The organism is Actinokineospora sp. NPDC051303 (assembly GCF_055586285.1).
In genome coordinates this window covers 70,009-96,946 of sequence record NZ_JBVJIN010000026.1, presented here as the reverse complement: position 1 = coordinate 96,946, position 26,938 = coordinate 70,009, and the positions used below count along the sequence as shown (strand labels likewise).

General features: G+C 69.3%; 13 protein-coding genes, 1 tRNA gene and 1 pseudogene. 11 read left to right on the top strand and 4 right to left on the bottom strand.

Annotated elements, in window-relative coordinates; translation table 11 throughout:
• The first annotated feature begins 844 nt into the window (after positions 1-844).
• The 6 genes from pglW to ACZ6SD_RS20610 all read left to right on the top strand — a co-directional run bounded on the left by pglW (position 845) and on the right by ACZ6SD_RS20610 (position 19,262).
• Positions 845-5,023 (top strand): BREX system serine/threonine kinase PglW, encoded by a 4,179-nt coding sequence (gene pglW, locus ACZ6SD_RS20635; protein ID WP_465318565.1) that lies wholly within the window; start codon positions 845-847, stop codon positions 5,021-5,023.
• 467 nt (positions 5,024-5,490) lie between these two features.
• A complete protein-coding gene (pglX, locus tag ACZ6SD_RS20630; protein ID WP_465318564.1) occupies positions 5,491-9,399 on the top strand; it encodes a BREX-2 system adenine-specific DNA-methyltransferase PglX in 3,909 nt (1,302 codons plus the stop codon).
• 72 nt (positions 9,400-9,471) lie between these two features.
• On the top strand, positions 9,472-13,176 hold the full coding sequence (locus ACZ6SD_RS20625; protein ID WP_465318563.1) for a DUF6079 family protein: 3,705 nt from the start codon (positions 9,472-9,474) through the stop codon (positions 13,174-13,176).
• The gene (gene pglZ, locus ACZ6SD_RS20620; protein ID WP_465318562.1) at positions 13,176-15,854 is read left to right on the top strand and encodes a BREX-2 system phosphatase PglZ; all 2,679 of its coding nucleotides are present in this window, start codon (positions 13,176-13,178) and stop codon (positions 15,852-15,854) included. The genes ACZ6SD_RS20625 and pglZ overlap by 1 nt, the downstream gene beginning before the upstream one ends.
• Positions 15,851-17,170 (top strand): BREX system ATP-binding protein BrxD, encoded by a 1,320-nt coding sequence (brxD, locus tag ACZ6SD_RS20615; protein WP_465318561.1) that lies wholly within the window; start codon positions 15,851-15,853, stop codon positions 17,168-17,170. The genes pglZ and brxD overlap by 4 nt, the downstream gene beginning before the upstream one ends.
• A complete protein-coding gene (locus tag ACZ6SD_RS20610) occupies positions 17,160-19,262 on the top strand; it encodes a DEAD/DEAH box helicase (RefSeq protein ID WP_465318560.1) in 2,103 nt (700 codons plus the stop codon). The genes brxD and ACZ6SD_RS20610 overlap by 11 nt, the downstream gene beginning before the upstream one ends.
• Positions 19,263-19,705: 443 nt before the next feature.
• Here the strand turns inward: ACZ6SD_RS20610 and ACZ6SD_RS20605 are convergent.
• A tRNA-Arg gene (locus ACZ6SD_RS20605) sits at positions 19,706-19,778 on the bottom strand.
• 134 nt (positions 19,779-19,912) lie between these two features.
• On the bottom strand, positions 19,913-20,455 hold the full coding sequence (locus ACZ6SD_RS20600) for a DUF3558 family protein (RefSeq protein ID WP_465318568.1): 543 nt from the start codon (positions 20,453-20,455) through the stop codon (positions 19,913-19,915).
• Between the two features lie 100 nt (positions 20,456-20,555).
• Between ACZ6SD_RS20600 and ACZ6SD_RS20595 the strand changes: the two genes are divergently transcribed.
• The 4 genes from ACZ6SD_RS20595 to ettA all read left to right on the top strand — a co-directional run bounded on the left by ACZ6SD_RS20595 (position 20,556) and on the right by ettA (position 25,207).
• The gene (locus tag ACZ6SD_RS20595; RefSeq protein WP_465318559.1) at positions 20,556-22,562 is read left to right on the top strand and encodes a bifunctional copper resistance protein CopD/cytochrome c oxidase assembly protein; all 2,007 of its coding nucleotides are present in this window, start codon (positions 20,556-20,558) and stop codon (positions 22,560-22,562) included.
• 157 nt (positions 22,563-22,719) lie between these two features.
• Positions 22,720-23,106, top strand: a complete 387-nt coding sequence (locus ACZ6SD_RS20590; protein ID WP_465318558.1) for a single-stranded DNA-binding protein — start codon at positions 22,720-22,722, stop codon at positions 23,104-23,106.
• Between the two features lie 60 nt (positions 23,107-23,166).
• Positions 23,167-23,424 carry a DUF7218 family protein gene (locus tag ACZ6SD_RS20585; RefSeq protein ID WP_091454544.1) on the top strand — a complete coding sequence of 86 codons (258 nt, stop codon included), beginning with the start codon at positions 23,167-23,169 and terminating at the stop codon, positions 23,422-23,424.
• A 106-nt stretch (positions 23,425-23,530) separates the two neighbouring features.
• Positions 23,531-25,207, top strand: coding sequence for an energy-dependent translational throttle protein EttA (ettA, locus tag ACZ6SD_RS20580; RefSeq protein WP_465318557.1), 1,677 nt, complete (start codon positions 23,531-23,533; stop codon positions 25,205-25,207).
• Here ettA and ACZ6SD_RS20575 read toward each other — a convergent pair.
• Both ACZ6SD_RS20575 and ACZ6SD_RS20570 read right to left on the bottom strand, forming a co-directional pair.
• Entirely contained in the window at positions 25,204-25,593 is a 390-nt protein-coding gene (locus ACZ6SD_RS20575) for a hypothetical protein (RefSeq protein ID WP_465318573.1), read from the bottom strand. The genes ettA and ACZ6SD_RS20575 overlap by 4 nt on opposite strands.
• A gap of 355 nt (positions 25,594-25,948) precedes the next feature.
• Positions 25,949-26,185, bottom strand: a complete 237-nt coding sequence (locus tag ACZ6SD_RS20570) for a hypothetical protein (protein WP_465318572.1) — start codon at positions 26,183-26,185, stop codon at positions 25,949-25,951.
• A gap of 225 nt (positions 26,186-26,410) precedes the next feature.
• On the opposite strand from ACZ6SD_RS20570, the pseudogene ACZ6SD_RS20565 reads away from it, so the two are divergent.
• A pseudogene (locus tag ACZ6SD_RS20565) lies at positions 26,411-26,761 on the top strand (diguanylate cyclase domain-containing protein); the annotation flags it as partial.
• Positions 26,762-26,938: the final 177 nt, after the last annotated feature.

Genomic DNA, 26,938 nt, shown 5'->3' with positions numbered 1-26,938 from the left:
GCTGGCTCGCGTAGCCGTCGGCCAATTTACTGTGGGAGCCGGAATAGTGACGGCCCTAGCTTCCCACAGCGTCGCACCGACCAGTTGAGACCAAGCCTGCTGACCGTGGACATGTTCCACACCTACACTGCGCCTTGGTCCGGTCTGAGATACCAAGTTCGCCGCAGCGTTCGACCCGGGTGCTACTTCCCTCCGCATCAACGTGGTGTTGACCGCGCCGCAGGCACCACGGATGAACGCGATTGCCGAACGTTGGATCGCAGGTATAGGCGAGCCAGTAAACTCCGCCCCGCCGGGACGGTCTCTGCTGGCCCGTAAGGTGCCAAGGGGACTGGGGATTTGCATCCCGCACTGTCATCCACCTCGTGCGCGGGACGCGGGTTGAGTTGTGAAAACGCTTGATCAGCTAAGTGGCTCCGGCGGGAGTACCAAAGGATGGAGACAGGGCTGACCAGAGGTTTCAATAGGGATGTTGGTTGTGGCGGCCGAGTTCGCGGTGGCGGCCCCTGCCCGGTCGGGCTCTACGTGATGGCGCCGAGTGGATCGTGGTCGAGGTCGGTGCTCTGCCGGGCCTTTGCCAGGACATGATGCCTCGCCCAGGCCAAGACCAGCGTTCAGAGCATGTGTTCTTGATCGTCGTCAGCACATACCGGTCGACACCTTCAGTCCAAGCGCGTCGGCGCGCTGCCGGGGGCACGGTCTTACCGTAGCTCCCACATTCCGGACGGTCTCCACGAACCCTGGGAGCTGTGGTCGTGGCGGGATGGCGCTTGGTGCTGGTTGAGCGCACGGCATGGGATAGTCGTCTTGCTGCGGTGGTGGAAACCGGAGAAGGGTGGGGAGAGTGGACGAGGGGTCGACGCGGTGGCACGAGATCGCGCTGTCTGACTTCGGCCATGAGCGGACCGGTCTGGCGCAGGTCCGCCGCTTGCTCCCGGACCGTTACCCCTACCAGGCGTGGTCGAACTTCACCTTCATCTCGCCCAGTGGTCATCCCCGTGAGGTCGACCTGCTGGTCGCCGCGCCGAGCGGTCTGTTCCTCCTCGAACTGAAGAACATCCGTGGTTGGGTGCGCAGCAGGCACGGCACGTGGATCACTCGCGGTGGCGCCACGTTCGACCATCCCCTGATCGGCGCCGACCAGAAGGCCAAGGACCTCAAAAAGCTGCTGGGCAACCAGGCCGCGCGGGAACGAGTCAAGGTGCCGTTCGTGTCGGCTGCGGTGTTCCTGACCGATCCCGGCATGCGGTGCGAGCTCGAGAGCGGTCAACGGGCGGACGTGTACGGCCCGGAGGAAGGCCGTGCTGAACTGCCAAGGATCGGGTCGGACCTGCTGCTGGCGCGGTCGACTAGGCCCTCGCCGGAACCGGCGTTCTTCAACGCCGTGGATCGCCTGCTGAGGCAGGTAGGCATCAGGCCGAGCGAACGGATGGTGACCGTAGGTCGGTGGCGGATCGACGAGCGGCCGTTCGAGACCGGGCCCACCTGGCAGGACCACCACGCGGGCCGCGACGATCTGCCGGGTGAACACCGTCGGGTTCGGATCTACCTGTACGAACGTGCGGCTGACCCGGACAAGAAACGGTCGATCGCGCAGGCCGCCGAACGCGAGTACCGAGCATGCCGGGGTGTGCGGCATCCCGGATTGCTGCCACCGGACGAACTGGAAAGCCATCCGCTCGGCCCGGCGCTGATCATCGACCAAGCGCGGGACGCCATGCGCCTGGACCACTACCTCGCCCGCTACCAGGACAAGCTGGACCTGCCTGCGAAGGTGGACATGTTTCGCCAGCTCGCCGAGGCGGTTCGGTACGCCCACGAGCGGCGATTGGTACACCGGTCGCTGTCGCCCCGCGCGATCGTGGTGGAGCCGACCGGAACGGACTGGTCGCGTCCGGTCCTGCGGGTCGGCGAGTGGCAGGCTGCCGCACGCGGTCTGTCCGAGCCCCACACGGTGCACCGGCTGGTACCGACGACCAGCGCGGGTGGGCATGTGGACCCCGGTGCCGTCGTGTACCTCGCGCCGGAGTTCGATGCGTCGGAATCCGGTGTGCCGCTCGACGTGTTCGGTGTCGGCGCGGTCGGGTATCTGCTGTTCACTGGCCAGCCGCCTGCCGCGGACCGGGCCGAGCTAATGAGCCGCCTGCGAGCCGAGGGCGGGCTGCACCCGTCGGCTGTTGTCGACGGCATACCCGACGACCTGCTCGCCCTGATCGCGATGTGTACCGCTCCGGTGGTCACCGAGCGGTTCGCCGACCTCGACGAGGTCCTCGCTTGGCTGGACGATGCGTTGGCCGAGCCTGCGGGTGAGGGTGCCAGGCGGAAGGAGATCGATCCCTGGGAGGCGGTGGCGGGTGACTACCTCGCCGACACCGAGTATCGGGTGACGCAGGTACTCGGCACCGGCGCCACGGCCCGCGCGTTCAAGGTCGACCGGGACGGCTGGGACTCGGTGCTGAAGGTGTCCCGGTCGGACGACGCCGCGCTGCGGTTGATGGATGAGCACGCGGCGCTGGAGAACCTGCGGCACGACCATTTGGTCGGGCTGCGCCGCGGCGTGTTCCAGGTGGGCGAGCGGCAGGCGATCGAGCTTGACTTCGCGGGGCCGCGCACGCTGGCGCAGCTGCTGCGCACCGAGGGAGCTCTGCTTCCGGACCAACTCCAGCGTTACGGTGACCAGCTGCTCGACGTGCTCGGCTACCTGGAACGCAAGCAGGTCTTCCATCGGGACATCAAGCCTGACAACCTTGGTGTCCGGGAGCACCCCAAGCTGGGCAACAGCCTGGTGCTGTTCGACTTCTCCCTGGCCGGTGTCCCCGCGACGGACCTCCAGGCGGGCACCCGCGGTTACGTCGACCCGTTCTTGGACGGCGTCCGGCGGCCAGGCTACGACGCGGCGGCTGAACGCTACGCGGCCGCGGTGACCCTCCACGAGATGGCGAGCCTGGAGCTGCCGAGCTGGAACGCGGATGGGACGGACCCGGCGTTCGGCGGCGATGTCGTGCTGTCAACCGAGCTGTTCGCAGCGCCGCTGCGTGACCAGCTGGTCGAGTTCTTCACCAAGGCGCTGCACCGCGACAGCGACCGGCGCCACCAGTCGATCGCGGAGATGCGGGCGGCGTGGCAGCGAGTCTTCACCACGATCGACAACACCGGTCCCGCGACGAACCCCCTGTCTTGTTCGGAAGACCCGAGCGAACTGCGGGACGAGGCGGCTGAGCAGGCGAAGCTGGACACGGCGCTGGACGCGGCGGGCCTGTCGCCGCGTGCGGTCGCGGTTGCGCAGCGGCTCGGCGCACAGACCGTGGGGGACTTGGTCGACCTGTCGTACCGGACGCTGTGGAACGCGCGGGGGCTCTCCAAACGCACCCGCCAGGAACTCGTGAACCGGCACACTCAGTGGAGCAGGTCTCTTCTCGGTGGTGCCGTTGAGGATGGTCCCTCCACTGGCGACACGCTGGTCACGCCACTGGACCGGATCGTGCCGACCCTCTTGCCCACGCCGAAGCGGCGTGCGGACTCCCAGGTGGCGATCACTCGGCTGCTGCTCGGCCTCCCAGACGACGCGGGCGTGCTTCCCGGCAGGCGCTGGCCGACCAACGTCGAGGTCGCCGGCAGCTGCGGCCTGACCGGCGGCCGCATCGCCCAAGTGCTGTCCGCACGGCGCAAGGCATGGGCGGCTAACCGCACACTGAAGGTGCTGCACGACGAGCTGGTCCAGATGCTGACCGGGCTGCGTCGGGTGGCAACCGTGGCGGAACTGGCCGAGCGGGTGCTCGGTCTGCACGGCTGCGCGGACACGGTGCCTGCGACACATCGCCTGCCGCTGGCTTACGCCGTGTGCCGTGCGGTCATCGAGCGGGACGTGCTCGCCGTCCAACCCCGATTCGCGCTCCGGCGCCACCACGGCCGGGTCCTGGTCGCGTTGCAGGCGACCGACGAGGAACCGCTGGACATGGTGCCGGACACGCAGTTGCTGGACCTCGCCGCGGACCTGGGTGACGCGGCGAAGGAGCTCGCGGCCGAGGACCCGCTGCCGACCCCCACGGCGGTCGTGCGCAGGTTGCTGGACCGCGCGCGGCACATGGACTGGGTCTGGGGCGAGCGTCGCCTGGTGGGGCTAGCCGCGTCGGCGTCGGGCACGGTGCTATCCAACGCCCGCATGGAGCTGTACCCGCGCGATCTGGACCCGGCTCGCGCGCTCCGGCTGGCGCAGGCGGGGGCAGGTCTCCCTGACGAGGGCCTGACCGCGACGGAACTCAAGCAGCGGGTGACCAACCGCTTCCCCGGCCTGGCTCCGTTGCCCGACGGGCGCGAACTGATGGACCTGTGCCGTCGCGCCGGGTTCGAGCTGAATTGGGACGGGGAACGTTTCCGCCCACCATCGGTGTCGATGACCGGGCTGGCTTCCCGGATGCGGTCGGGCTCGTGGTCTAGCGGCCATCCGGTTCTCGAGGGCAGCGCGACAGCCGACGCACCTGCGCGGCTGACCGACGCGGTACGCCACGGCGGCGTCCGGTTCGTCACGGTCCGGCCGCGCCGGGCCGCCAGGGCGCGTGCGCGGGTCGCCGAGATCGTGGGGGTACCGGTGCTCGACGTTTCCGAGGCCTTCGTACGGACTCTGCGCGCGCAGGCGGACGCGGCGGCCATTAGGGACTTCGCGGTCGTGCTGCGCGCCGACGCCGCCGATCCGGGCAGTCGTGATCAACTGAACCTGTCCCGGTTGCTGGACAGGACGTTCGACGCCCTCACCGTAGAGCTGGCGGGCCAGCGGGTGCTCGCCCTGGACGGGCTCACCCCGTTCGGTCGCTACCCGGCGGGGACCGCGCTGCTCAACCGGCTGATCGAGCACGCACGGTATGGCGGCAGCGACGACGGCCCGGACACGCTGGTCCTGATCTGTCCCGCGGACAACGAGCGGCAGCACCCGAGCATCGGCTCGTTCACCCTGCCGCAGGGCACCCCGGAGGAGTGGGTCGTCGGCTCGTCGGTCTGGCTCGAACCGCACACCGGAGCCGCCTGAGTCCGCACCCACGATGCCAGCTTCGCTGGGCGTCCGATCGTATGTTCGACAATCTCGTCGCGTGGACGAGATCATCTCGGCATTACTGGCCTACGACTGCTGTCCGACGAGGAGCTGCCCGCGTCGGTACGGCTCGGTCGGGACCTGTCGCGCCGGTGCGCTGAGCAGCATGGGGTGGTTGGCCGCACCATGCGGGCTGGCGGTGCGCATCAGAAGCCATCTGAGCGCCGACGGGCAGCTCTGCGTACGGGACGGAACGCGGCGGAGAGGATCGGAGTCCCGCCGCTACGCAGAACTGTTCGGCTGTCTCCGGGGGCGTCGAGGTAGGTGCCCGAGCAGGTGTGATCGGAGTCCGGGACGCAGAGTGCCCCGTGTCGACTGATCAAGTTGCCGGTACGGCACGGGTGGGTTTCCTGTCGGCGCTGCGGTTCTGAGCGTGATGAACCTTGTGACTAGGCTCGTCGTCCGTGACCGCACCGCAGTTGGACCGCGCCGCTCTCCTCGCAGACCTGACCGAGCAGGTCCGTGCGGTTCAAGATGACCTGAATGACCAGCTCGATCGGGGTGAACTCCCGGATGAACTGGCCGAGCTACGCTCGGCGCACGAGCGTGCGATGGCGGCCCAGCGCACCGCGGCCGACTTCGACACGTGGCGCGCGGGTGAGGTCACCCAGTCCGCGGTGGCGTGGGTGCTCGGCACGGTGTTCGTTCGTTGGTGCGAGGACAACGAGCTGATCGCCCCGATGCTGTCGGGTCCGGCAGGCCAGGACCATGACCGCCTGGCCGATGCGCAGGACACGCAGAGCGCCTATTTCCGCAGCCACTCTAACCACACCGACCGGCATTGGCTGTTGGCGTGCTTCGACGCGCTGCGCCGCAGTGACGCGGGCGCCATGCTGTTCGATCGGGACCACAACCCCGCCTACCGCATCCCGGTGTCCCACGACGGCGCGAAGGCGCTGATTCGCTTCTGGCGCACGCGGCGAGCCGACAGCCTGGTGCACGACTTCCGCGACGAATCGTGGGACACCCGCTTCCTTGGTGACCTGTACCAGGACCTGTCGCAGCACGCAAAGGACAAGTACGCGCTGCTGCAGACCCCGGAGTTCGTCGAGAAGTTCATCCTGAAGTACACCCTGGAACCAGCCCTGGCCGAGTTCGGTCACGACGGCCTGCGCCTGATCGACCCGACCTGCGGCTCCGGCCACTTCCTCCTCGGCGCTTTTGAGCGACTGGTGGAGGCGTGGCGCACCGACACCCGCCTGAACGACACGGAGGTGGCACGCCGAGCGCTGGACTCGGTGCACGGCGTGGACATCAACCCGTTCGCGGTCGCCATCGCCCGCTTCCGCCTGATGCTGGCCGCGTGGCGGGTCGCGGGCATCAGCACCATCGACCAAGCCGCGGGCCAACGCTGGGCGATGACCATCGCCACCGGCGACTCCCTGCTCGCCAACCGCCGCGAATCGTTCGAAGGCATGGACATTGACGCCGGTCTCCAGTTGGCCGCCGAGGACACTCACGAGTTCCCGACGCTGCTGGACATCGGTTCCTACCACGTGGTGGTGGGAAACCCGCCGTACATCACGGTGAAGGACGCGGCCCTGAACCGCGAGTACCGCCGCTACTACACGGCCTGCCATCGCCAATATCAACTGACTGTCCCGTTCGCCCAGCGCTTCTTCGAACTGGCGCGTTCCCCCGCAGAGGACGGCCGAGGCGCGGGCTACGTCGGCCAGATCACCTCGAACGCCTTCATGAAACGCGAGTTCGGCACGAAGCTGATCGAGGACTTCTTTCCCCGGGTCGACCTCACCCATGTGATTGACACCTCCGGCGCGTTCATCCCCGGCCACGGCACCCCGACCGTGATCCTCATCGGCCGCGACCGCCGCCCCGACCCGGACAGCACGGTCCGCGCGGTACTGGGCATCCGCGGCGAGCCGTCGCAACCACCGATCCCGGCCAAGGGGAATGTTTGGCACGCGATCAAATCGCAGGTGGACTGCCCCGGCAGTGAATCGGACTGGATCAGCGTGGTCGACCTACCCAGGTCACGCCTCACCACGCACCCGTGGTCCCTGAGCGGCGGCGGCGCTGACCAGTTGCTGACCATAATCGAAAGTGCTGGCGTCCGCGTGCTTGGTGTGACTGGGGCTGAACCGGGAACCGGTGCGGTCACCCGTGAGGACGCCGTGTACATGATTGGTTCTGGGCCGCTCAGGCGGCACGGGATTCCTGATCGACTTGTCCGCTCGCTGGTGGAAGGTGACGTTACCCGCGACTGGCGGCTGGCCAATCCCGTCGCTTCACTGTGGCCGTATCGAGACGACACCTTCGCCGCCGACCCGGATAAGTCAGTGGTCCGTTGGCTGTGGCCTTACCGCCTTCAGCTGAGTTCTCGGGTAGCTTTTGGCAAGACCCAGATCGAGCACGGTCGATCCTGGTTTGAGTACTCCATGTTCTTTGCCAACCGGTACCGCATTCTTTCCACAATCGCTTTTGCTTTTGTGGCGACTCACAACCACTTTGTGCTGGATCGGGGCGGTAAGGTCTTTAACCGGTCGGCGCCAGTGATCAAGCTGCGGGAAGGGGCGACGGAGGACGATCACCTGCGGCTGCTCGGTGTGCTCAACTCCTCGACCGCCTGCTTCTGGCTCAAGCAAGTGTCGCAGCCCAAGGGCGGCAGCGGTATTGGCCGTGGTGTCCAAGACGAGGATTGGGAGGACCGCTACGAGTTCACCGGAACTAAACTTGAGCAGTTCCCGCTTCCTGATGCGTTGCCGTTGGACCGTGCTCGCCGTCTCGACGACTTGGCGCAACACCTGACCGCCAGTACCCCGCAGGTGCTCACTGGCCAGGCGCCGCCAAGTCGCGAACGGCTGGCCGAGGCCAAGGACAAGTACCAGAGTGTCCGCGCCCGCATGATTTCCGAGCAGGAGGAGCTGGACTGGGACGTCTACCAGCGCTATGGCCTCCTATCCGAGTCGGAGACCGCTGCGGTTGTCATCACGGATCCGGCCACCGTGCCCGCGCTCAGTCTCGGCGAGCGGGCCTTCGAGATCGTCTTGGCGCGTCGCGTCGCGGCCGGGGAGACCAAGACGCAGTGGTTCGCTCGGCACGGTTCCACCCCGGTGACCGAGCTGCCAGCCCACTGGCCGGACGACTACCGCCAGGTCGTGCAGGCTCGGATCGACCTCATCGAGAAGCGGCGTGACCTCGCCCTGATAGAACGGCCGGAGTGCAAGCGCCGTTGGTCTGTGGAGGCCTGGGACGCACAGGCCGGGCGCGCCGTCCGCGAGTGGCTGCTGGACCGGCTCGAAGCCGAGCGCCTCTGGTTCGTCGAGGACGAATTAGGTGCGCGGCAACCGCAACCTCGCAGTGTCGAAGAGCTGGCTGACCTGGTCCGACCCGACGACGAGTGGGGCGCTGTCGCCGCCATGTGGGCGGCCGACTTCCTGGGCAAGCCCGACGCCGACACGGCCGAGATCGTTTCCGCTCTCGTCGACGACGAGCACGTGCCGTTCCTCGCCGCCTACCGGTACAAGGGCAAGGGCCTCGCCCACCGCAAAGCCTGGGAGGAGGTCTGGGAGCTGCAACGTGCCGAGGACCAGATCGCAACCGAGCTGGGGAAAGAGGTCACAGACCCCCGCGTGCGCGAAGCCGTCAAGGAAAAGCTCGGCACGATCCCCGTCCCCCCGAAGTACGGCTCGGCCGACTTCGCCCGCCCCTCCTACTGGCGGCACCGGGGCAAGCTCGACGTGCCCAAGGAGCGGTTCGTCTCCTACCCGGGCGCGAGCCTCGACGGTGACGGCAGCCTGCTGCTGGGCTGGGCGGGCTGGGACCACCGTGAGCAGGCTCACGCGCTGGCCATCACCATCACCCACCGGCGCAACGAGGCTGGCTGGGACACCGCCCGGCTGGTGCCGCTGCTCGCCGGACTCGTCGAAGTCATGCCGTGGGTGCGGCAGTGGCACACCGAGATCGACCCCGCCTACGGCACCTCGCCGGCCGAGGCGTACGACGGGTTCCTTGACGCCCAGCTCGCCGACCTCGACCTCGACCTCGCCGACCTCGCGGTGCCCGCAGGACGGGTCGACGTCAGCCCGCTGCCGAACCGCCGCAGGGCCATGACCCAGCGGAAAGAGCCCGCGGCGCGTCGCGAGACCGAAGCGGATCCGGCGCAGCGGGCCGCCGTGCTGGAGTTCGCCGAGGACGGGCCGATCACGACCGCGCAGGTGGCCGAACTGCTCGGCGTCGACACGCCGAAAGCCCGTGCGCTGGTACGTCGGCTCGTGGCCGCCGGTGACCTCGTCCAGACTGGGGAGCGGCGCGGCGCCCGTTACCACCTGCCCGGCACCGAGACGGACCGGTAACGATCTCCCGCCAGCGGAGACTACCTTCAGACAGAGCGCAACGAGACAGCAACGACCAAGGACAGGACTCGGGTGACCAGCGCGGCGATGGGGGAGGCGCAGCCACTGCTGCGCGAGTTGATCAGGATTCCGGAACGGCTGCACCGGGGCGACTTCGTCCTGCGGCTCACCGAAGGCGTCACGCACCGCAAGGCCACCGTCGACTCCTACGTCGTCACCCCCGAGCTGGCGGTCGCGTTCGATGAGGCGCTGGCCCTGGTCAGCGCGTCGCTCGCCGAGAACAGCTCCAAGGCGAGTTATGTCCACGGTTCGTTCGGGTCCGGTAAGAGCCACTTCATGGCCGTGTTGCATGCCGTGCTCGACCGGGACGTCGAAGCGCTGGACAAGCCAGACCTCGCGCGGGTCGTCGGGCGGCACGAGTGGCTGAGCCACAAACGCCTGATGCTGGTGCCCTACCACCTCACGGGCTCGCAGACCCTGGAAGCAGGCATCCTCGGCGGCTACGTCGCCCACATCCGGCGCAGCCACCCCGACGCGCCCCTCCCGCAGGTGTACCGGGCGCAGGGCCTGCTCCGCGACGCGCGACGACTGCGCGACCAGTTCGGCGCCGACGCGTTCCTCGCGCGGCTGACCGGCGCCGCACCGGCGAGCGACGGAGCCTGGGGCGAATTCGACGCGGGCTGGACGCCCGAGCTGCTGGACGAGGCGTTCGCCGCCGACCCGGACTCCGCGCTCGCAGGCAGGTTGCTGGGCGAGGTCGTCCCGGTGTTCATGCCCGACTACGCCGACACCGTGGCCGGTGTCGCCGACGCGTTCCGGCCGATCGACCAAGGCCTCGTCGAGATCAGCCGCCACGCCAAGGAACTCGGTTACGACGGACTCGTGCTGTTCCTCGACGAGCTCGTGCTGTGGCTCGCAGGGCGGATCGGCAACCGCGAGTTCATCGCGCGGGAGACTGACAAAGTCGCGAAGCTCGTCGAGTCCGCAGACTCGGCCCGGCCCATCCCGATCATCAGCTTGATCGCACGCCAACGGGACCTGCGGGAGCTGGGCGTCGGCGCCGAACGCACCGGGGCCGAGCTGCAGGCCTTCCACGACAGGCTCAAGCACTGGGATGACCGGCTCGGCACCATCACCCTCGAGGACCGCAACCTCCCGCTGATCGCACAGCGCCGCGTGCTGGAACCCCGCGGTGACCGGGAACGTGCCATCATCGTGCAGGCGTTCCAGCGGACGAGCGCGCTCGCGGGCGGTGTCCGAGACGTGCTGCTCGGCCAGAGCGACCGCGGCGCGTTCGAGCAGACCTACCCGTTCAGCCCCGCGTTCATGGACACGTTGGTCAAGGCGTCCAACGCGTTGCAGCGGGAACGGACCGCGCTGCTGCTTATGCAGCAGATCCTCGTCAACCGGCGCGACGAGTTCCGCCTCGGCGACCTCGTGCCGCTCGGTGACCTGTTCGACGCCATCGCAGACGGCGGTGACCAGCCGTTCACCGACAAACTCAAGCACGAGTTCGACCAGGCTCGGCGCCTCTACCAGCGGACCCTGCGTCCCATGTTGTTGCGCGACCGGGACCTCACCGAGGAACAGCTCGCGGGCACCGCCGACACCGCGCCCGCCGACACCGGACGCCTCGTTGCGTTCCGCGGTGACGACCGCCTGGTGAAGACCCTGTTGCTGGCGGCGCTCATTCCGGACGTGCCCGCGTTGCAGAACCTCACCGCACGCAGGCTCGCCGCGCTCAACCACGGTTCGGTGAAGACACCAATCCCAGGCCAGGAGGTCGGCGAGGTCGCCAGGCGGCTGCGCCGCTGGGCGGGAGTCGTCCCCGAACTCCAGGTGGGGGAGGGCGCTGACCCGAGCGTGCGGCTGGAACTGGTCGGGGTCAACGTCGACGCGATCATCGAAAGCGTCGTCCGGTTCGACAACACCGGTGCCCGCCGCAGGCTCATTCGCGAGCTGCTGTTCAAACAGCTCGGCGTCACCGACGCGGACACCACGCCGATCGACCATGTTGTGCCGTGGCGTGGCAGCCGCCGCATCATCGAGATCGTCTTCGGCAACGTCCGGGACACACAGGAACTGCGCGACGACGAGTTCGAGCCACTGCACAGCGGTCGGTGGCGACTCATCCTTGACTATCCGTTCGACCCGGACGAGGTGTCGGCGGCCGCGGACCGCAACCGGGTTCGGGCGCTGCGCACGACGTTGGACAAGCCGTGGACGGTGACCTGGCTGCCCGCGTTCTTCACCGGTGACGTGATCGACAGGGTCAGCAGGCTCGTGCGGGTGAACCACCTTCTGACACGGAATAATCTGGACGAGGCTGCCAGCAGGTACAACGCCGCGGACCGGCAGCGCGTCAGAGACCTGCTCGGCAACCTGAAGGTGTCCCTGCGCAACGAGATCGTCGAGGCGCTAAAGAACGCGTACGGTCTCGTGTCCCGCCCCAGAGAAGACCTGGTGCAGGACTGGCGCGACCACCTGGTGAGCCTTGACCCCGGGGTCACCCCCAAGTTGGACGCGGGCCGCTCGTTCGCCGACGCGCTCGCCGGGCTGGTCGACCAGCTCTACACCCACTCCTACCCTGACCACCCCCACCTGGACTCGCACAACAAGGGCGACCTGATGCGCCTCGCCGACCTCAAGACCACCCTGGCTGTGGTGCGGCGGGCGGCGGACGCCGTCGATGGACGGATCGACCTCGACCGCGCCGAGCGCGAGGCCATCCGGCGGGTCGCGCACCCGCTGCGCCTCGGCATGGACCATGGTGGCCCGTTCACACTGAACCACGAGCTGGGTCAAGAACTGGACCAGCTCGCCGCCAGGGACAACCTGGCCGACAAGGACATAATGGTGCGCACTGTGCGGGGCTGGCTCGCGCCGCGCGGCATGGAGACCAAAGTCGAGAACCTCTTGGTCGCCGCGTACGCCGAACTCACCAGGCGAACCTGGCTGCGAGGTGAGGATGTGGTCGCCCCGCCTACGACGGTCGACGAGGTCACCGACAGCCTCGCGTTGCGGCGGGCGCCCCTGCCCGGCGGTGACCAGTGGGCGCGCGCCGAGGAGTTGGCGGGCGGGTTGTTCGGGGTGCCGCCGACCAGCGGAGTCGTCTCCCCGCGGTCCGTCGCCCGGTTCGCCGCGGCCGTCACTGCGCGCGCGGAACCGTTGCGGTTACCCGCGATGGAACTGGTCGAGGTGCTGGACACACATGGCGAACGACTCGAACTGGATGCCTCCGCACCGACCGGCCGGTACGCGACCGCCGTCGTCGCCAGTCGTCTGCTCGCCGACCTGCGTGCCGCTAGCGGGCCAACTGAAATGGTCGAGGTGCTTGCCGGGGCTGACCTCGGCGGGATCGATCCGCTCGTGCTCAGCAGGGCGATGAAGAGCGCCACCGAGGTGGTCGGCGCACTGCGCAACGCTGACTGGGCGGTGCTCGACCGGCTGGCCGACCCGCGAGCCAACGGGGTGCGGGAAACAGTGCGCCGCAACGTCAACGCGAACGAACATGCCGCGAGCCTCGCGCACACGCTCGTCGATGCGAAACGGGAGCTGCTGAGCCTGTTCCTCCCGCCAGCCGAGCCAGGTGGCCCGTCACCGCGGCCGCAGGAGCCCCCGCAGCCACCGCCTGCGCTGGGCGGGACGGCGCAGCGAACCGCACGCGGCCGCGGAGACACCGTCCTGGCGGCAGTCCGGGAGTTCGTCGAGCAACACCCCGGCAGCCGGTATGAGATCGAGATCCGGACTGTGGAGTCCGGTGCGGGTGACTCCTGATGGTGGTCACCGACCTCGGTGCGGCGTTCGAGAACGCGGTTGTCGCCAGGACACGAGCGATCTTTGCCAAGGCCCTGCGGAACGAGGAGCGGTCGCTTGTGATCGGCATCGCCTCCCCTGGGCAGGTCGTCTGGACCCGACCGGACCGCGTCGACGTATGCGGCCGCGAGGTGCGGATTGTCCCGTGCCCGTCCGTTCTCGCGGTGCTCGCCGCGCTGCCGGGCGCAGACGGGGACACCGATCGCGCCGCCAGTGACCTCGTGATCCTCACCGACCGGACGCAGGATGAGCTGGGCGCGGCGATCATGAGCCGCCTGCACGGCCACCAGCTCTACGACGTCAGCCGGGACACCCTGCTCAACGACGTGCTGCAGCCCAAACAGGTCGACGTGCGGTTGCGGGACCGGCGATGGGCGTGGCTAACCGACGCACTGATCGAGCTGGCACAGGTGGGTGAGGCGACGAGCCTGCACGGCACCGTGCTCACCCTGGAACTCGCCATTACCCGGGTGCTCCGGGAACGACTCGACCTCGACACCGACGAGCTGGACTTGGTCGAAGTCATCGCGCTCGCCGACGACGCGAACCGCCGTGCCCGGTGGCGGGCGCTGCCCTCGACCCACCGGGAGGGCATCCTCGACTGGCTCGCCGGACGGCTCGGGGAGCCAGCGCGTCTCGTCCTGCGGCTCGCCGAGGAGCGTGACGACGTGCTCGCCGATCTCCTAGTCGCCGATGTGCTGACGGCGAACGATGAAGACGCCGGACTGGCCGCACTGTTCGGCGGCTTCGCCAGTGTCCGGTGGGGCACCCCGTTGCCCGCAGCGGGACAGGTGCGGGCCGCGGCGGCGGCAGCGGTGACGATGACCCGCGCGACGTGCTCCGACCGGGTCGCCCAGCAGGTGCGGCGCGCCGACGCGGTGCTGGCCGACCTCGGTGGGCAAGCGTTCGCCACACACAGCGACGTGCTGCACGCAGGGTTCACGTACCGGCTGCGGCGTGCCGCGGACACCGCGGACGAGGCCGACCTTGGCCCGCTGCGCCGACACCGGGACAGTGGCGACCAAGCGGTCATGGTCCGCAGGGCAGAGGCGGCCGTGCGGGTGCGCCGTTGGTTGGACACCACGGCGGACCGGCTCGAACAAACCTCGGTGCGCGACTGGCTGACCGCTTACGCCCGCGACCTCGCATGGCTGGACCGGGAACTGACGCAGCTTCGGAAGGGCGCACCGCAACCGGAGGTGGCGGCCGCCTTCGACCGGCTGACCAAGGCGGCAGGCAAGCGGCGCCGAAGTCTCGACCTCGCGTTCGCCCGTGCCCTGCCTGGCGCGGCCGAAGCGACGCCCGGCACGGTGCTGGCCGTCGAGACGGTCCTGCCGACCGTCGTTGCGGAGCTAGCCAGTACCCGCAAGGTGCTGGTGGTCGTGGTGGACGGGATGTCGATGCCGGTGGCCATCGAACTCGCCGAGTCCATCGTGGGCGGCGGGGGCAACGGGTGGACCGAGGTCGTGCGCGCGGCGGACGGTGGACGTGAGGCCGTGCTCGCGGCGTTCCCCACCGAGACCGCGTTCAGCCGGACCAGCCTCCTCACCGCGTCACTGCGGCGTGGGGACTCGGCGGCGGAACGCTCTGCCTTCGGCTCGCTCCCGTGTTGGCCTGCGAGAACCCGGGCGACGCTGGTGCACAAGGACGGTCTCGCAGGCCGCGACGGCGGCGACCTCGGTGCCGGACTCGCTGAGGCGCTCACGCCGTCCACCGGCAAGCAGGTGGTGGGCGTGGTGCTCAACGCCGTAGACGAGTCGCTGGTGGCGAGCCGTCAGTCCGACGATCCGACCTGGCGCTACCGCGACGTGCCGGGCCTGCCCGAACTGCTGGAACGTGCCGCACTCGACGGCTGGGTCGTGGTGCTCACCAGCGACCACGGCCACATGCTCGAACACAACAGCACCCACCGGCCCGACACCACCGGCGGAGCCCGCTGGCGGCTCCCGGGCGACCGGCCGCCGAGCGAGGATGAGATCCTGCTGCGCGGTCCCCGCGTTCTCGTCCCGGGTAACGAGGCGGTGCTAGCGGCCACCGAGGACGTCCGGTACGGCAGGCGCAGCCACGGCTATCACGGCGGGGCCAGCCTCGCCGAGGTGGTCATTCCGCTGGTCGTGCTGCTGCCACCGGGCGCCCCTGAACTGGCCGGTTGGACCTTCCACAGCCTCGGGCCACCAGATTGGTGGACCGGCCGTGCGGAGCCGATGGCTCCCGAGCCGGTGCACGAGCGGCCGCGTAAGTCCGGTCGGCAGCGAAGCCGTCCGGCCGACGACCCGCCGATGCTGTTCACCCAACCGGTGCTCGTCGGGGCCGCTGCTTCCACTGCCGGTCAGGCCCTGATCGCCTCGGACACATTCGTGGCTACCCACAAGGCGTTTCCCCGCAACCGGGTGCCGGACCCCGGCACGGTCGCCGAGGTCGTCGATGTGCTCGTGGCGGCCGGTGGCCGCGCGCCGGTGGCTGCGGTGCTGCGGGCTGCGGGCGCACCGGGACGCAACCCGCGCGCACTCGTGGGCGCGCTGAAGAAGCTCCTCAACGTCGACCAGTTCCCTGTGATCGACCTCGTTGACGACGACCGGACCGTCGTACTGAACCGGACCCTGCTCGACGAGCAGTTCCTCAACGAGGAGGTCCGGTGAACGCGGTCAGCCCGGCGCGCAGGCGCACCGTGCTCGCGGCCCTGCGCCGGGGCACGGTGCCAGAAAGCGGGCTCGACCTGCTAGCCGTGGACCTCGACCGGTTCGCCGACACGTTCGACGAGGAATTGGCGAACTGCGTGGGCGGCGCGGCCGAGTTCAAGGCGGTGCGCGGCGAGTACGGGTCGGGCAAGACCTTCCTCGCCCGGTGGGTTGGGGAACGGGCGAAGGTCGCGGGTATGGCGGTCGCGGAGGTGCAGATCTCCGAGACTGAGACGCCGTTGCACCGGCTGGAGACTGTGTACCGGCGGCTGTGCGAGCGGTTGACCACCGCCACCGCGCCCCCCAGCGCCTTCCAGACCGTGCTCGACTCCTGGTTGTACGCACTGGAGGAGGACGTGCTGGCCGAGGGCACGGTCGACAGCCAGGACCCGGACGCTCTCGGCGCGGCCGTCGAGGTTCTCCTTGAGCGGCGACTCGGTGAGGTCGCGCGCACGACCCCGGGTTTCGCGGCTGGGCTGCGTGGCTATCGCCGTGCGCTCGCAGACGGGGATGTCGTCACCGCGGCCGGTATCGCGGCCTGGCTGGCAGGGCAGCCGCACGTCGCGGCTGCGGCCAAACGTGTCGCGGGTGTGAAGGGCGACATCGACCATTTCCTCGCGCTCGGATTCCTTCGAGGACTGTTGACCGTGCTGCGTGACGCGGGCCACCCCGGTCTGCTGCTGGTGCTCGATGAGGTCGAGACCCTGCAACGGGTCCGCAGCGACGCGCGGGCGAAGGCACTCAACGCGCTGCGCCAACTGCTCGACGACATCGACGGCGGCCGCTTCCCCGGGCTGTACGTGATGATCACCGGGACCCCCGCGTTCTTCGACGGACGGCAGGGCGTCCAACTGCTTCAGCCTCTCGCGGACCGGATGCGAGCCGACTTCACCACTGACCCGCGGTTCGACAACCCACGCGCACCGCAAATTCGGCTCGCGGGTTTCAGTCAGGCCAGCCTGCTGGCACTCGGACGCCGCGTCCGCGACCTCTACGCGGGCGGCTCGGCGGCCGCCACCAGGGTCGAGGCGCTGGTCGACGATGCCTACCTGACAGTGCTCGCCGCTGCCGTGGCCGGACGACTCGGCGGCAGGGTCGGCGTGGCACCGAGACTCTTCCTGCGCAAACTCGTCGACGTGCTGGACCGGGTCGAACGTCACGAAAACTTCGACCCTCGTCACAACTACACGCTTACCGTGGAAGACGCAGAACTCACGGCGGCTGAACGTGAGGCTGCCGCGGTGACCGCCGACGACATCGATCTCGATGTCCGGTGACGAGCTGACCGGCCTGCGCGCGCTGCATCCGGTCATCCAGCACCACTTGGTGAACACGTTGCGGTGGCCCGGGTTACGCGCACTGCAGTCCGCCGCGGTCGACCCGGTGACCGGCGGTGTGGACTGTCTGCTGCTGGCTCCCACAGCAGGTGGGAAGACCGAAGCGGCGCTGTTTCCGTTGCTCACCAGGATGGCAACCGAGGGCTGGCGCGGCACCTCGGTGCTCTACGTGTGCCCCCTGAAGGCTCTCCTGAACGACCTCGCTGGCCGCATCGGTGATTACACCGCATGGCTAGGTCGGACCTCGGCGGTGTGGCACGGCGACATCGGACAGCCGAACCGGCGGCGGATCCTGCGCGAGCGCCCAGACATTCTGCTCACCACCCCAGAATCACTGGAGGCCATGCTCGTCTCATCCACCGTGGACCATCGGGCGGCGTTGGCCGACCTGCGGGCCGTGGTGGTCGACGAAATCCATGCCTTCGCTGGCGACGACCGTGGATGGCACCTGCTCGCTGTCCTCGAGCGACTGTCCAGGGTGGCCGGTCGTCCGCTGCAACGCATCGGTTTGTCCGCGACTGTGGGCAATCCGCCCGCCCTGCTGCGCTGGCTCCAGGGCTCTTTCCACGACCGGGAACGGAAGATCGTTGCGCCGGAGACGAACGCCGGGCAGCGCCCTGACATCACTGTCGACCACGTCGACTCAGTCGACAATGCCGCGAAGGTGATCTCCCTGCTGCACCAAGGCGAGAAGCGGCTGGTGTTCGTGGACAGCAGGCGGCGCGCCGAGGAGCTGGGCGCGGCACTGACGGCCAAGGGGGTGACGACGTTCCTGTCGCACTCGTCGCTGTCGGCTGCGGAACGCCGCAGGGCGGAGGAGGCGTTCGCCACCGGACGCGACTGTGTCATCGTCGCCACCTCGACTCTGGAACTCGGCATCGACGTCGGCGACCTGGACCGTGTTATCCAGCTCGACGCGCCACGCACAGTCGCCTCGTTCCTCCAGCGGCTGGGCCGCACCGGGCGGCGGAACGGTCTGCGGAACTGCCTGTTCCTGTGCCTGGAAACCGATGCAGTAGCACATGTGTGCGGTCTCCTGTTGCGCTGGTCCCAGGGCTGGGTCGAACCGGTCGAGCCGCCGCCCGCCCCCCGGCACATCATCGCGCAGCAGATCCTCGCGCTGGCGCTGCAGGAAGGTGTGGTCGGTACCCGCACGTGGCGGGACTGGTGGGGCGACCTGTCGGTGTTCGACGACACCGGCCCGGAGATCGTGCAGCACCTGACCGCCGAGGGCTATCTCGAACTCGACGGTGACCTCGCGGTCATCGGCCCGGAGGCCGAACGACGGTTCGGACGCCGATACTTCTCCGATCTCACCGGTGTGTTCAGTGCGCCACCCCAGTTCGTCGTGCTGGCGGGCCGGGCCGAGATCGGCACGGTCGGCGACGACGTGCTGATCTCGGAGCCTGCCGACGGCCCCCGGGTGCTCCTGCTCGCGGGCAGGAGCTGGCTCGTCACCTCGATCGACTGGCAGCACAGGCAGTGCCAAGTCGAACCGACCGACCTCCCGGGCAGGGCGAAGTGGGGTGGTCGTGGCGGCGCGATGTCGTTCGAACTGGCGAGAGGTGTCCGGGACGTCCTCGGTGGCGCGGCACCGGATGGCGTCACCTTTACCCGGCGGGCCGTTACCGCACTCGACGACCTGCGCGGCGAGTACGGGGCGAACATCACCGCTGCTGCGACGGTGATTCGGTGGTCCGAGAACGACAACCGTTGGTGGACGTGGGCGGGCACCGCCGCGAACCGGTGTCTCGCCGCGAGCCTGCCGGAACTGGTGGACCAGCGACAGCGCATCGGTGACCGATCGCTCCGGCTGCACCCGGGGATCACGGCAGAGGAGATCCGGACGACCCTCAATGGTGAAGTGGCGCTGCGGTTGCCGCCCGTCGACCGCAACGCGTTATCCGGTCTCAAGTTCTCGGCGGCGCTGCCGTCGGACTTGGCCGAGCGCACGGTCGCCGAGCGGCTCGCCGACCTGTCCGCCGCGGCAGCGGTCCTCGCGGAGAAGCGGGTGTTCGTCCGCTCGACCTGACGGTGCGGTGACCGATCGCCGCACCGTTGGCCTCGGCCGCGTGCTCGGTCAGCGCGCAGGTGCAGACCGACGCCAACGTCGGGTGCATCACCGCCTACGTTCGGGCGCGTCCAGGCCCAGTGACCACCAGCCCGGCGTCCACCACCACCTCGTCTGTGCGCTGGCCTTCGCTGTGCTGGCCATGCACCACCTCGCGGCCACCTGCGACACTCCGGCTTCCCACACGTCGGTGGCCACCACGCTCTCGGCGGACCAGACCCGAGCGGTTGGTTGAAGTGCGGCGGGTGCTCACGCAGTGCGAACACGCTGCAGGTGCGGTCAGCGCGGGCGGTACTCGTAGGAGCCCAACCGGTACAGGGCCGCCTTGGGGATGAGCGCTTCTGCCCCTGTGTCAGCCTCGCTGAGGAACAGGGCTGAACTGCGGAAACGCTTGATCAGGTGAGTGCCCCCGGCAGGACTCGAACCTGCGGCCAAGAGCTTAGAAGGCTCCTGCTCTATCCGCTGAGCTACGGGGGCGGGGCGTGCGACCGAGGCTGCACAGTAGTCCGTTCCATGTGACTGATCGTCGCAAGCGGCCGGACCGTTTCTGCCTTGAACTGATCGGGTGACGCAGGACGCGTTGATACGTCCGTTTGGGGCAATCTGGGGTGCTAAGCGTGAGGCAGGCGGCTCAGCACGGTCTCGGTGAGGGGTTGCAGCTCGCGTAGGAGCTTTTGTTCCGAGATGTCCCGTTTGTCCATGGCGACCACCAGGGTTCTGTCTGGGTGGACGGCCACCGCGGCGACGCAGGTGCGGTGGCTCGTCTCCACCTCGCAGTGCAGCCAGGTCGAGTGGCCGAGGGTGGTTTCCTCGTGCCCGTCGGGCTGGTCTCTTCGCACCTGGTCGAGGGGCTTGTGGAAGGCGACCAGGGCCAGGTCGCTGGGCGCGCCGTTGCCGAGGGGGAAGGCGCACGATTCGGGGAAAGCGCTGGTCCGGCGCTCGGGCTGGGCCGCGAGGCCGCCTGCCTCGGCGAGGTCGGCCGGGTGGAGGAGGCCGCAGGGGTCCACGCCGTCGAGGGCGCGGGGCGCGCCGATCCGCACGTCCGGGGCTGGCTCCGGGGCGAACCCGGCCGCGGGCACGGGCGCGCCCGACACCGGTGTGCCGCAGGCGGCCAGCGTCAACGCTGAAGCGGCCAGTGCGACGACTCTGCGCATCACGGGACCACGGTAGTCGGTGACGTGGTGACACCGCTGGGTGTGAATAACCGGTCGGCGGACGTCACGGTCGGTCTGAGCGGCCGATTACTCTCGTCTTGTGCCCTCGGACAGCGACACCCCCAGCAAGCCCCGCGCGGGTCTGGTCCCGTTCCTGGTTGTTGGTGGCGTCTTGGCCGCCGTGGTGGGGGCGGTCCTGGTGGCGCTCACGGGCGGCGACCGGTACGCCATCCTCGGCCTGCCTACCCCCGACGCGTTTACCGAGCACGCTCTTACCGTCGTCCGGGTAGTCACCGAAGTGGGCGCCGTGGTGACTGTCGGCTCCCTCTTGTTCGCCGCTTTCCTGGTGCCTCCCCAACGCTCTGGAGTGCTGGACGTTGGCGGCTATGCGGCGTTGCGCACGGCCGGTTGGGCTGCGGGCGTGTGGTTCGTGGGGGCCCTCTTGTCGGTGCCGTTCACCGCCGCTGACGCGGTCGGCAGGCCGATCTCGGCGGTGCTGCAGACCGATGTCCTGCTTGAACTGGTCGGCACGCTGGAACAGGCCAAGGCGTGGCTGTTCACCGCGGCGTTCGCGCTGGTCGTGCTGGTCGGCACCCGGATCGTGCTTACCTGGGGATGGACCACGGCGCTGTTCGCGGTAGCGCTGGCGGGCATCGTGCCGGCCGCGGTCACCGGGCACTCGTCTAGCGGCGGCCAGCACGACGTGGCGACCAACAGCCTGCTGTTCCACCTGGTCGCCGCCGCGCTCTGGGTGGGGGGCCTGGTGGCGCTGCTCGCCCACGGCCGCAGGCGGGCCGAACACCTGGGCGTCGCGGCGACCAAGTTCTCCAAGGTGGCGCTGGTCTGCTGGATCGTCATGGCCGCCTCCGGCGTGGTCAACGCCTGGGTAAGGCTGCCGCTGACCGATCTGCTGGACACCTCTTACGGCCTCTTGGTGCTGGTCAAGACGATAGCCCTGCTGACTCTGGGAATCTTCGGCTATCTCCAGCGCGAGCGCGGCGTGAAGGCCGTGGTCGAGCAGGGCTCCCGGGCGGCGCTCGTCCGGCTCGCGGGCGTCGAGGTCCTGATCATGCTGCTCACCATCGGCGTCGCCGCGGCGCTGGCCCGCACGCCGCCGCCACAGTCCGCCTACGGCGCGCCGGGTCGCGTCGAACTGGCGCTCGGTTACCCCCTGGATGCCCCGCCCACCTTCGGCCGCCTGCTGTTCGACTGGCGCTTCGACCTGGTCTTCGGCACCGCCGCGATCGTGCTGGCGGCGCTGTACGCGCGCGGCGTGCTCCGCCTGCGCGCCCGCGGCGTCGCCTGGCCGGTGGGCCGGACCACGGCCTGGCTGGCGGGCTGCTTCGTGATCCTGTTCGCCACCTCGTCCGGCTTCGGCCGCTACGCCCCCGCGATGTTCAGCGCGCACATGGAAACGCACATGATGCTGTCCATGCTCGCGCCGGTCCTGCTCGTGCTCGGCGCTCCGGTAACGCTGGCCATGCGTGCTATCCCGCCCGCCGGTAAGGACGCGCCACCTGGTCCCCGTGAGTGGCTGTTGGCGTTCGTGCACTCACCGGTCTCCCGGGCGCTGACCAATCCCGTGGTCGCGCTCGTGCTGTTCGTCGGCTCGTTCTACGGCCTCTACCTGTCCGGCCTGTTCGACTCCGCGCTGGAGCAGCACTGGGCCCACCTGCTGATGAACGCCCACTTCCTGCTGGTCGGCTACGTCTTCTACTGGCCGGTGATCGGCGTCGACCCGGCCCCCCGCAAGCTGCCGCATCTCGGCCGCCTGGGCTTGGTCTTCGCCTCCATGCCCTTCCACGCCTTCTTCGGCGTGATCCTCATGAGCACCCAGACCGTCATCGGCGAACGCTTCTACCAGGGTCTCGGCCTGCCGTGGAACACCGACCTCCTCGCCGACCAGCGCCTGGGCGGCGGCATCGCCTGGGCCTCCGGCGAGATTCCCCTCCTGGTCGTCCTGGTCGCCCTGCTGGTCCAGTGGTCCCGGGACGACGACCGCGAGGCCCGCCGCAAGGACCGCCGGGTGGACCAGGGCGAGGCCGACGACTTGGACGCCTACAACGCCATGCTCAAACAGCTCGCCAACGGCAAACGGCCGAGCTGACTTCCACTACCACAACCCACCGACACTCCGGCCGCCCGAGAACCGAGTCATCCACAATCGCGCGAGTTGTCCACAGCTCGCGCAGGCCCCTCGCCCAGCGCCCCGAACCACGCCACGCTTGTCGTATGAGCACGCCCCGACGACGAGAGGTGCAGCGATGTACGAGACCACGGTGACGCTGGTGGGCAAGGTGGTCGGCGAGATCACCAAACGCCGCTACGAGAACGACGCCCGGCTGACCCGGTTCCGCCTGATGACCAAGGAGCGCCGGTACGACCCCGAGGCGGAGAAGTGGGTCGACGGCCACACCATGTTCGTCTCGATCAACTGTTGGCGCAGGCTCGGGGAGAACGTCGCCGTGTCCGTGTCCCGCGGCGACTACGTCGTGGTCACCGGCAGGCTCTACCACCGCGAGTACGAGAGCGACAACCAGCAGCGCCTCAGCGTCGAGCTGGACGCCGTCGCCGTCGGGCCCGACCTGTCCCGGTGCGCCACCACGATCACCAGCCGCCTCTGGGACGACCAGCCCCTCGCGGCGGCGTGAGGTGTTTGCCATGCGAGTGTCAGGGGCAGTCCCACCGGAGACGAAGAAGGGAGACCGAGCATGCCCAACTCAAGCGTCAAGGACGAGAAGATGTACCAGGAGTTGCGCAAGCAGGGTGACTCCAAGGAGAAGGCGGCCCGCATCTCCAACGCAGCGGCGAGCCGGGGACGCGGCAAGGTCGGCGCCAAGGGCGGCAAGTCCGGGTCCTACGACGACTGGAAGGTGGGCGACCTGCGCAAGCGCGCTGCCGAGCTGGACATCGGCGGCCGCTCCAAGATGTCCAAGGACGAACTGGTCAAGGCCCTGCGCGACCACTGACGGGATTACCCGATCGGCGGTGTCGGGTCCGCCGATCGGCCGGATGGCCCGTCGGTGCCCCCGGGCGCGCTCAGGGTCGCCAGCCGACCACTCTACGATCGCGAGCATGGCCGAGTTCATCTACACCATGAAGAAGGTGCGCAAGGCGCACGGGGACAAGGTCATCCTTGATGACGTCACCCTCCAGTTCCTGCCCGGGGCGAAGATCGGAGTGGTCGGCCCCAACGGCGCGGGCAAGTCGAGCGTGCTCAAGATCATGGCAGGGCTGGACCAGCCGAACAACGGCGAGGCGTTCCTCTCTCCCGGTTACTCGGTCGGCATCCTGCAGCAGGAGCCGCCGCTCAACGAGGAGAAGACCGTCCTGGGCAACGTCCAGGAAGCCGTCGGCGAGATCAAGCAGAAGCTCGACCGCTTCAACGAGATCGCCGAGCTGATGGCCACCGACTACTCCGACGAGCTGATGGAGGAGATGGGCAAGCTCCAGGAGGAGCTGGACCACGCCGACGCGTGGGACCTCGACTCCCAGTTGGAGCAGGCGATGGACGCGCTGCGGTGCCCGCCGCCGGACGCGGACGTCACAGTGCTCTCCGGTGGCGAGCGCCGCCGGGTCGCGCTGTGCAAGCTGCTGCTGTCCAAGCCCGACCTCCTGCTGCTCGACGAGCCCACCAACCACCTCGACGCCGAGAGCGTGCTGTGGCTCGAACAGCACCTGTCGCAGTACCCGGGCGCCGTGCTGGCCGTGACCCACGACCGGTACTTCCTCGACAATCTGGCCGAGTGGATCCTGGAGATCGACCGCGGCCGCACCTACCCGTACGAGGGCAACTACTCCACCTACCTGGAGAAGAAGGCCGAGCGGCTGGCCGTTCAGGGCAAGAAGGACCAGAAGCTGCAGAAGCGGCTCAAGGAGGAGTTGGCCTGGGTCCGCTCCAACGCCAAGGCCCGCCAGACCAAGTCTCGCTCGCGCCTGGAGCGCTACGAGGAGATGGCGGCTGAGGCCGAGAAGACTCGCAAGCTCGACTTCGAGGAGATCCAGATCCCGCCGGGCCCGCGCCTGGGCAACGTGGTCGTGGAGGTCGACGGCCTGCGCAAGGGCTTCGACAACCGGGTCCTCATCGACAACCTGTCCTTCGACCTGCCGCGCAACGGCATCATCGGCGTGATCGGCCCCAACGGCGTCGGCAAGACGACCCTGTTCAAGACCATTGTCGGTCTTGAGCAGCCCGATTCCGGCCAGGTGAAGATCGGCGAGACGGTTCTGCTGTCCTACGTCGACCAGAACCGCGCCAACATCGACCCGAAGAAGACCGTGTTCGAGACCGTATCCGGCGGCCTCGACTACATCCAGGTCGGCCAGGTCGAGATGCCCTCGCGCGCGTATGTCAGCGCGTTCGGCTTCAAGGGGCCCGACCAGCAGAAGCCCGCGGGCGTCCTCTCCGGTGGAGAGCGCAACCGGCTCAACCTGGCGCTCACCCTCAAGCAGGGCGGAAACCTGATCCTGCTCGACGAGCCGACCAACGACCTCGACGTCGAGACCCTGGGGTCGCTGGAGAACGCGCTGGAGCAGTTCCCGGGCTGCGCGGTGGTCATCTCCCACGACCGGTGGTTCCTCGACCGCACCTGCACGCACATCCTGGCCTGGGAGGGCACCCCGGAGAACCCGGCGAAGTGGTTCTGGTTCGAGGGCAACTTCGAGGGATACGAGAAGAACAAGGTCGAGCGGCTCGGCGCCGACGCCGCGCGTCCGCACCGGGTGACCTACCGCAAGCTCACCCGGGATTAGACGGGGAGCGGCGACGTGGCGGCCTGGAACGAGTTACCCGCGGCAGGCGACTCGTCCGAGTGCGAGGCACTCGTGGACGTGGCCGACCGGCTGCGGTGGCGCGCACCCGAACTGGCCGCCCAGTTCGCGGGGCGCTCCCTCTCGACCGGCGCCGCGGACGCCGCCACCGTCACCCGGGCGCGCGAGGTGCTGGCCACGTCGCTGGTCCGGCTGGGCAGACACGCCGACGCCGTCGAGCCGGGCTTGGCGGCGTTGCACGCGGTCGACGGCGGCGGCTCGGCCGAGGTCGCGGCTCGGATCAGGGTCGCGTTGGCCTCGTGCGCGCGGGTGCTGGGCGAGCCGCTGGCGGGCTGCGGGCTCCTGCGGCCGGTGCTGGAGTCCGGCACGGCGCCGCGGTCCCTGGCGGGGGCGCGGTCCGTGCGGCAGGCCACCCGGGCGCTCGCGCTCGGGCAGTTCGTCGCGTGTGCCGCCCATGTCGGCGTGCGCGACGACATGGAGGACGCTCTCGCCGAGGCCGACCGGCTCTTCGCCGCGGACGAGGAGTTGAGCCAGGACGCGCGCAAGGTCGAACGCGCGCTGCTGTGCGTCCGGGCCGCGTCCTACCACCGGCGGCACGGCGACACCGAAGCCGCGGCCGAGTCCGCCCGCGACGGCCTGACCCTGCTGAGTCGTCTCGGCGACAGCGCTCTCGAAGCCGGGCTGGTGCGCAGCAGGTTGGTTCTTGAGCTGGTGTGCGCGCTGTTAGACGAAGGCGAGTTGGATGAGGCCGTCCGGGTCGGCGCGCCCGCGTTGGCGGAACCGGTCCGGGCGACGTCCGCATCGGCGCTGGGCCGGTTGCGCCTCGCGCTCGCCACCCGGGTGCACCTGCCTGCGGGGCGGGCCGAGTTGGGCCGCGTCCTGCTCGTCGACGTGGTGCGCGCCGCGGAGCGGCACGGCCTCCACTCGCTGGTCGCCGACGGCTGGACGTTCCTCGCGCACGCCGAGGAGGAGGCTGCGCAGCCCTCAATCGCGCTGCACGCCCTGCGGTCGGCGCGGGCGGCGGAGTACCGGCACCTGCGTTCGGCTGAGGCCGCCAGGGCACGGTTGACCGCCGAGGTCGGCCTCGTCCGCGATCCCGACCGCGCCGTGTCGCTGCTGCGCGCCGCCGTGCGCCCGGCGTCGGTCACCTTGCCGGAGCAGGGCGCCCCGGCACGCCCGGAGTCGATGGCGGGGGAGGAGGAGAACTCGTTCGCGCTGACTTTGGTTCGCGTCGCCCCGGTGGGTTCGGTCGAGCCGGTCGACCCCGGTGAGCCGCCGATGCCAATCGGCGGCGACGTCTCGCTCAACGCTCTCGCCTCCCACGTCCGCGACCTCGCCCCGGAGGACGCTGAACTGGTGCGCTCCGACCGCGGCGAGTTCGCGGTCCTGCTGCCCAACACCACCCGCGCCGAAGCCGAACTCCTGGCCACCACCATCCGCGAGGTCGCGGCCGAGGCCAACTGGCTGATCGACGACCAGGGCGAAGAGGTCGGCATCAGCACCGGCGTCGCCGCCCAGCCAGGCACCCCAGACGGCCCGGAAGACGGCGTAGACGCGTTGCTCTTGGCCGCCCGCGACGCCCTGTCGGCCCTGGAGACCACAGGCCCGATCCCCGTCACCCCTCGCCGCGCCGACCACCTGCGCCGACCGCCCCCCACGGCCTCCCGCGCGACTGTCGGGCCCCGAGCGACCTCGCCCCCCGCCACCTCGCAA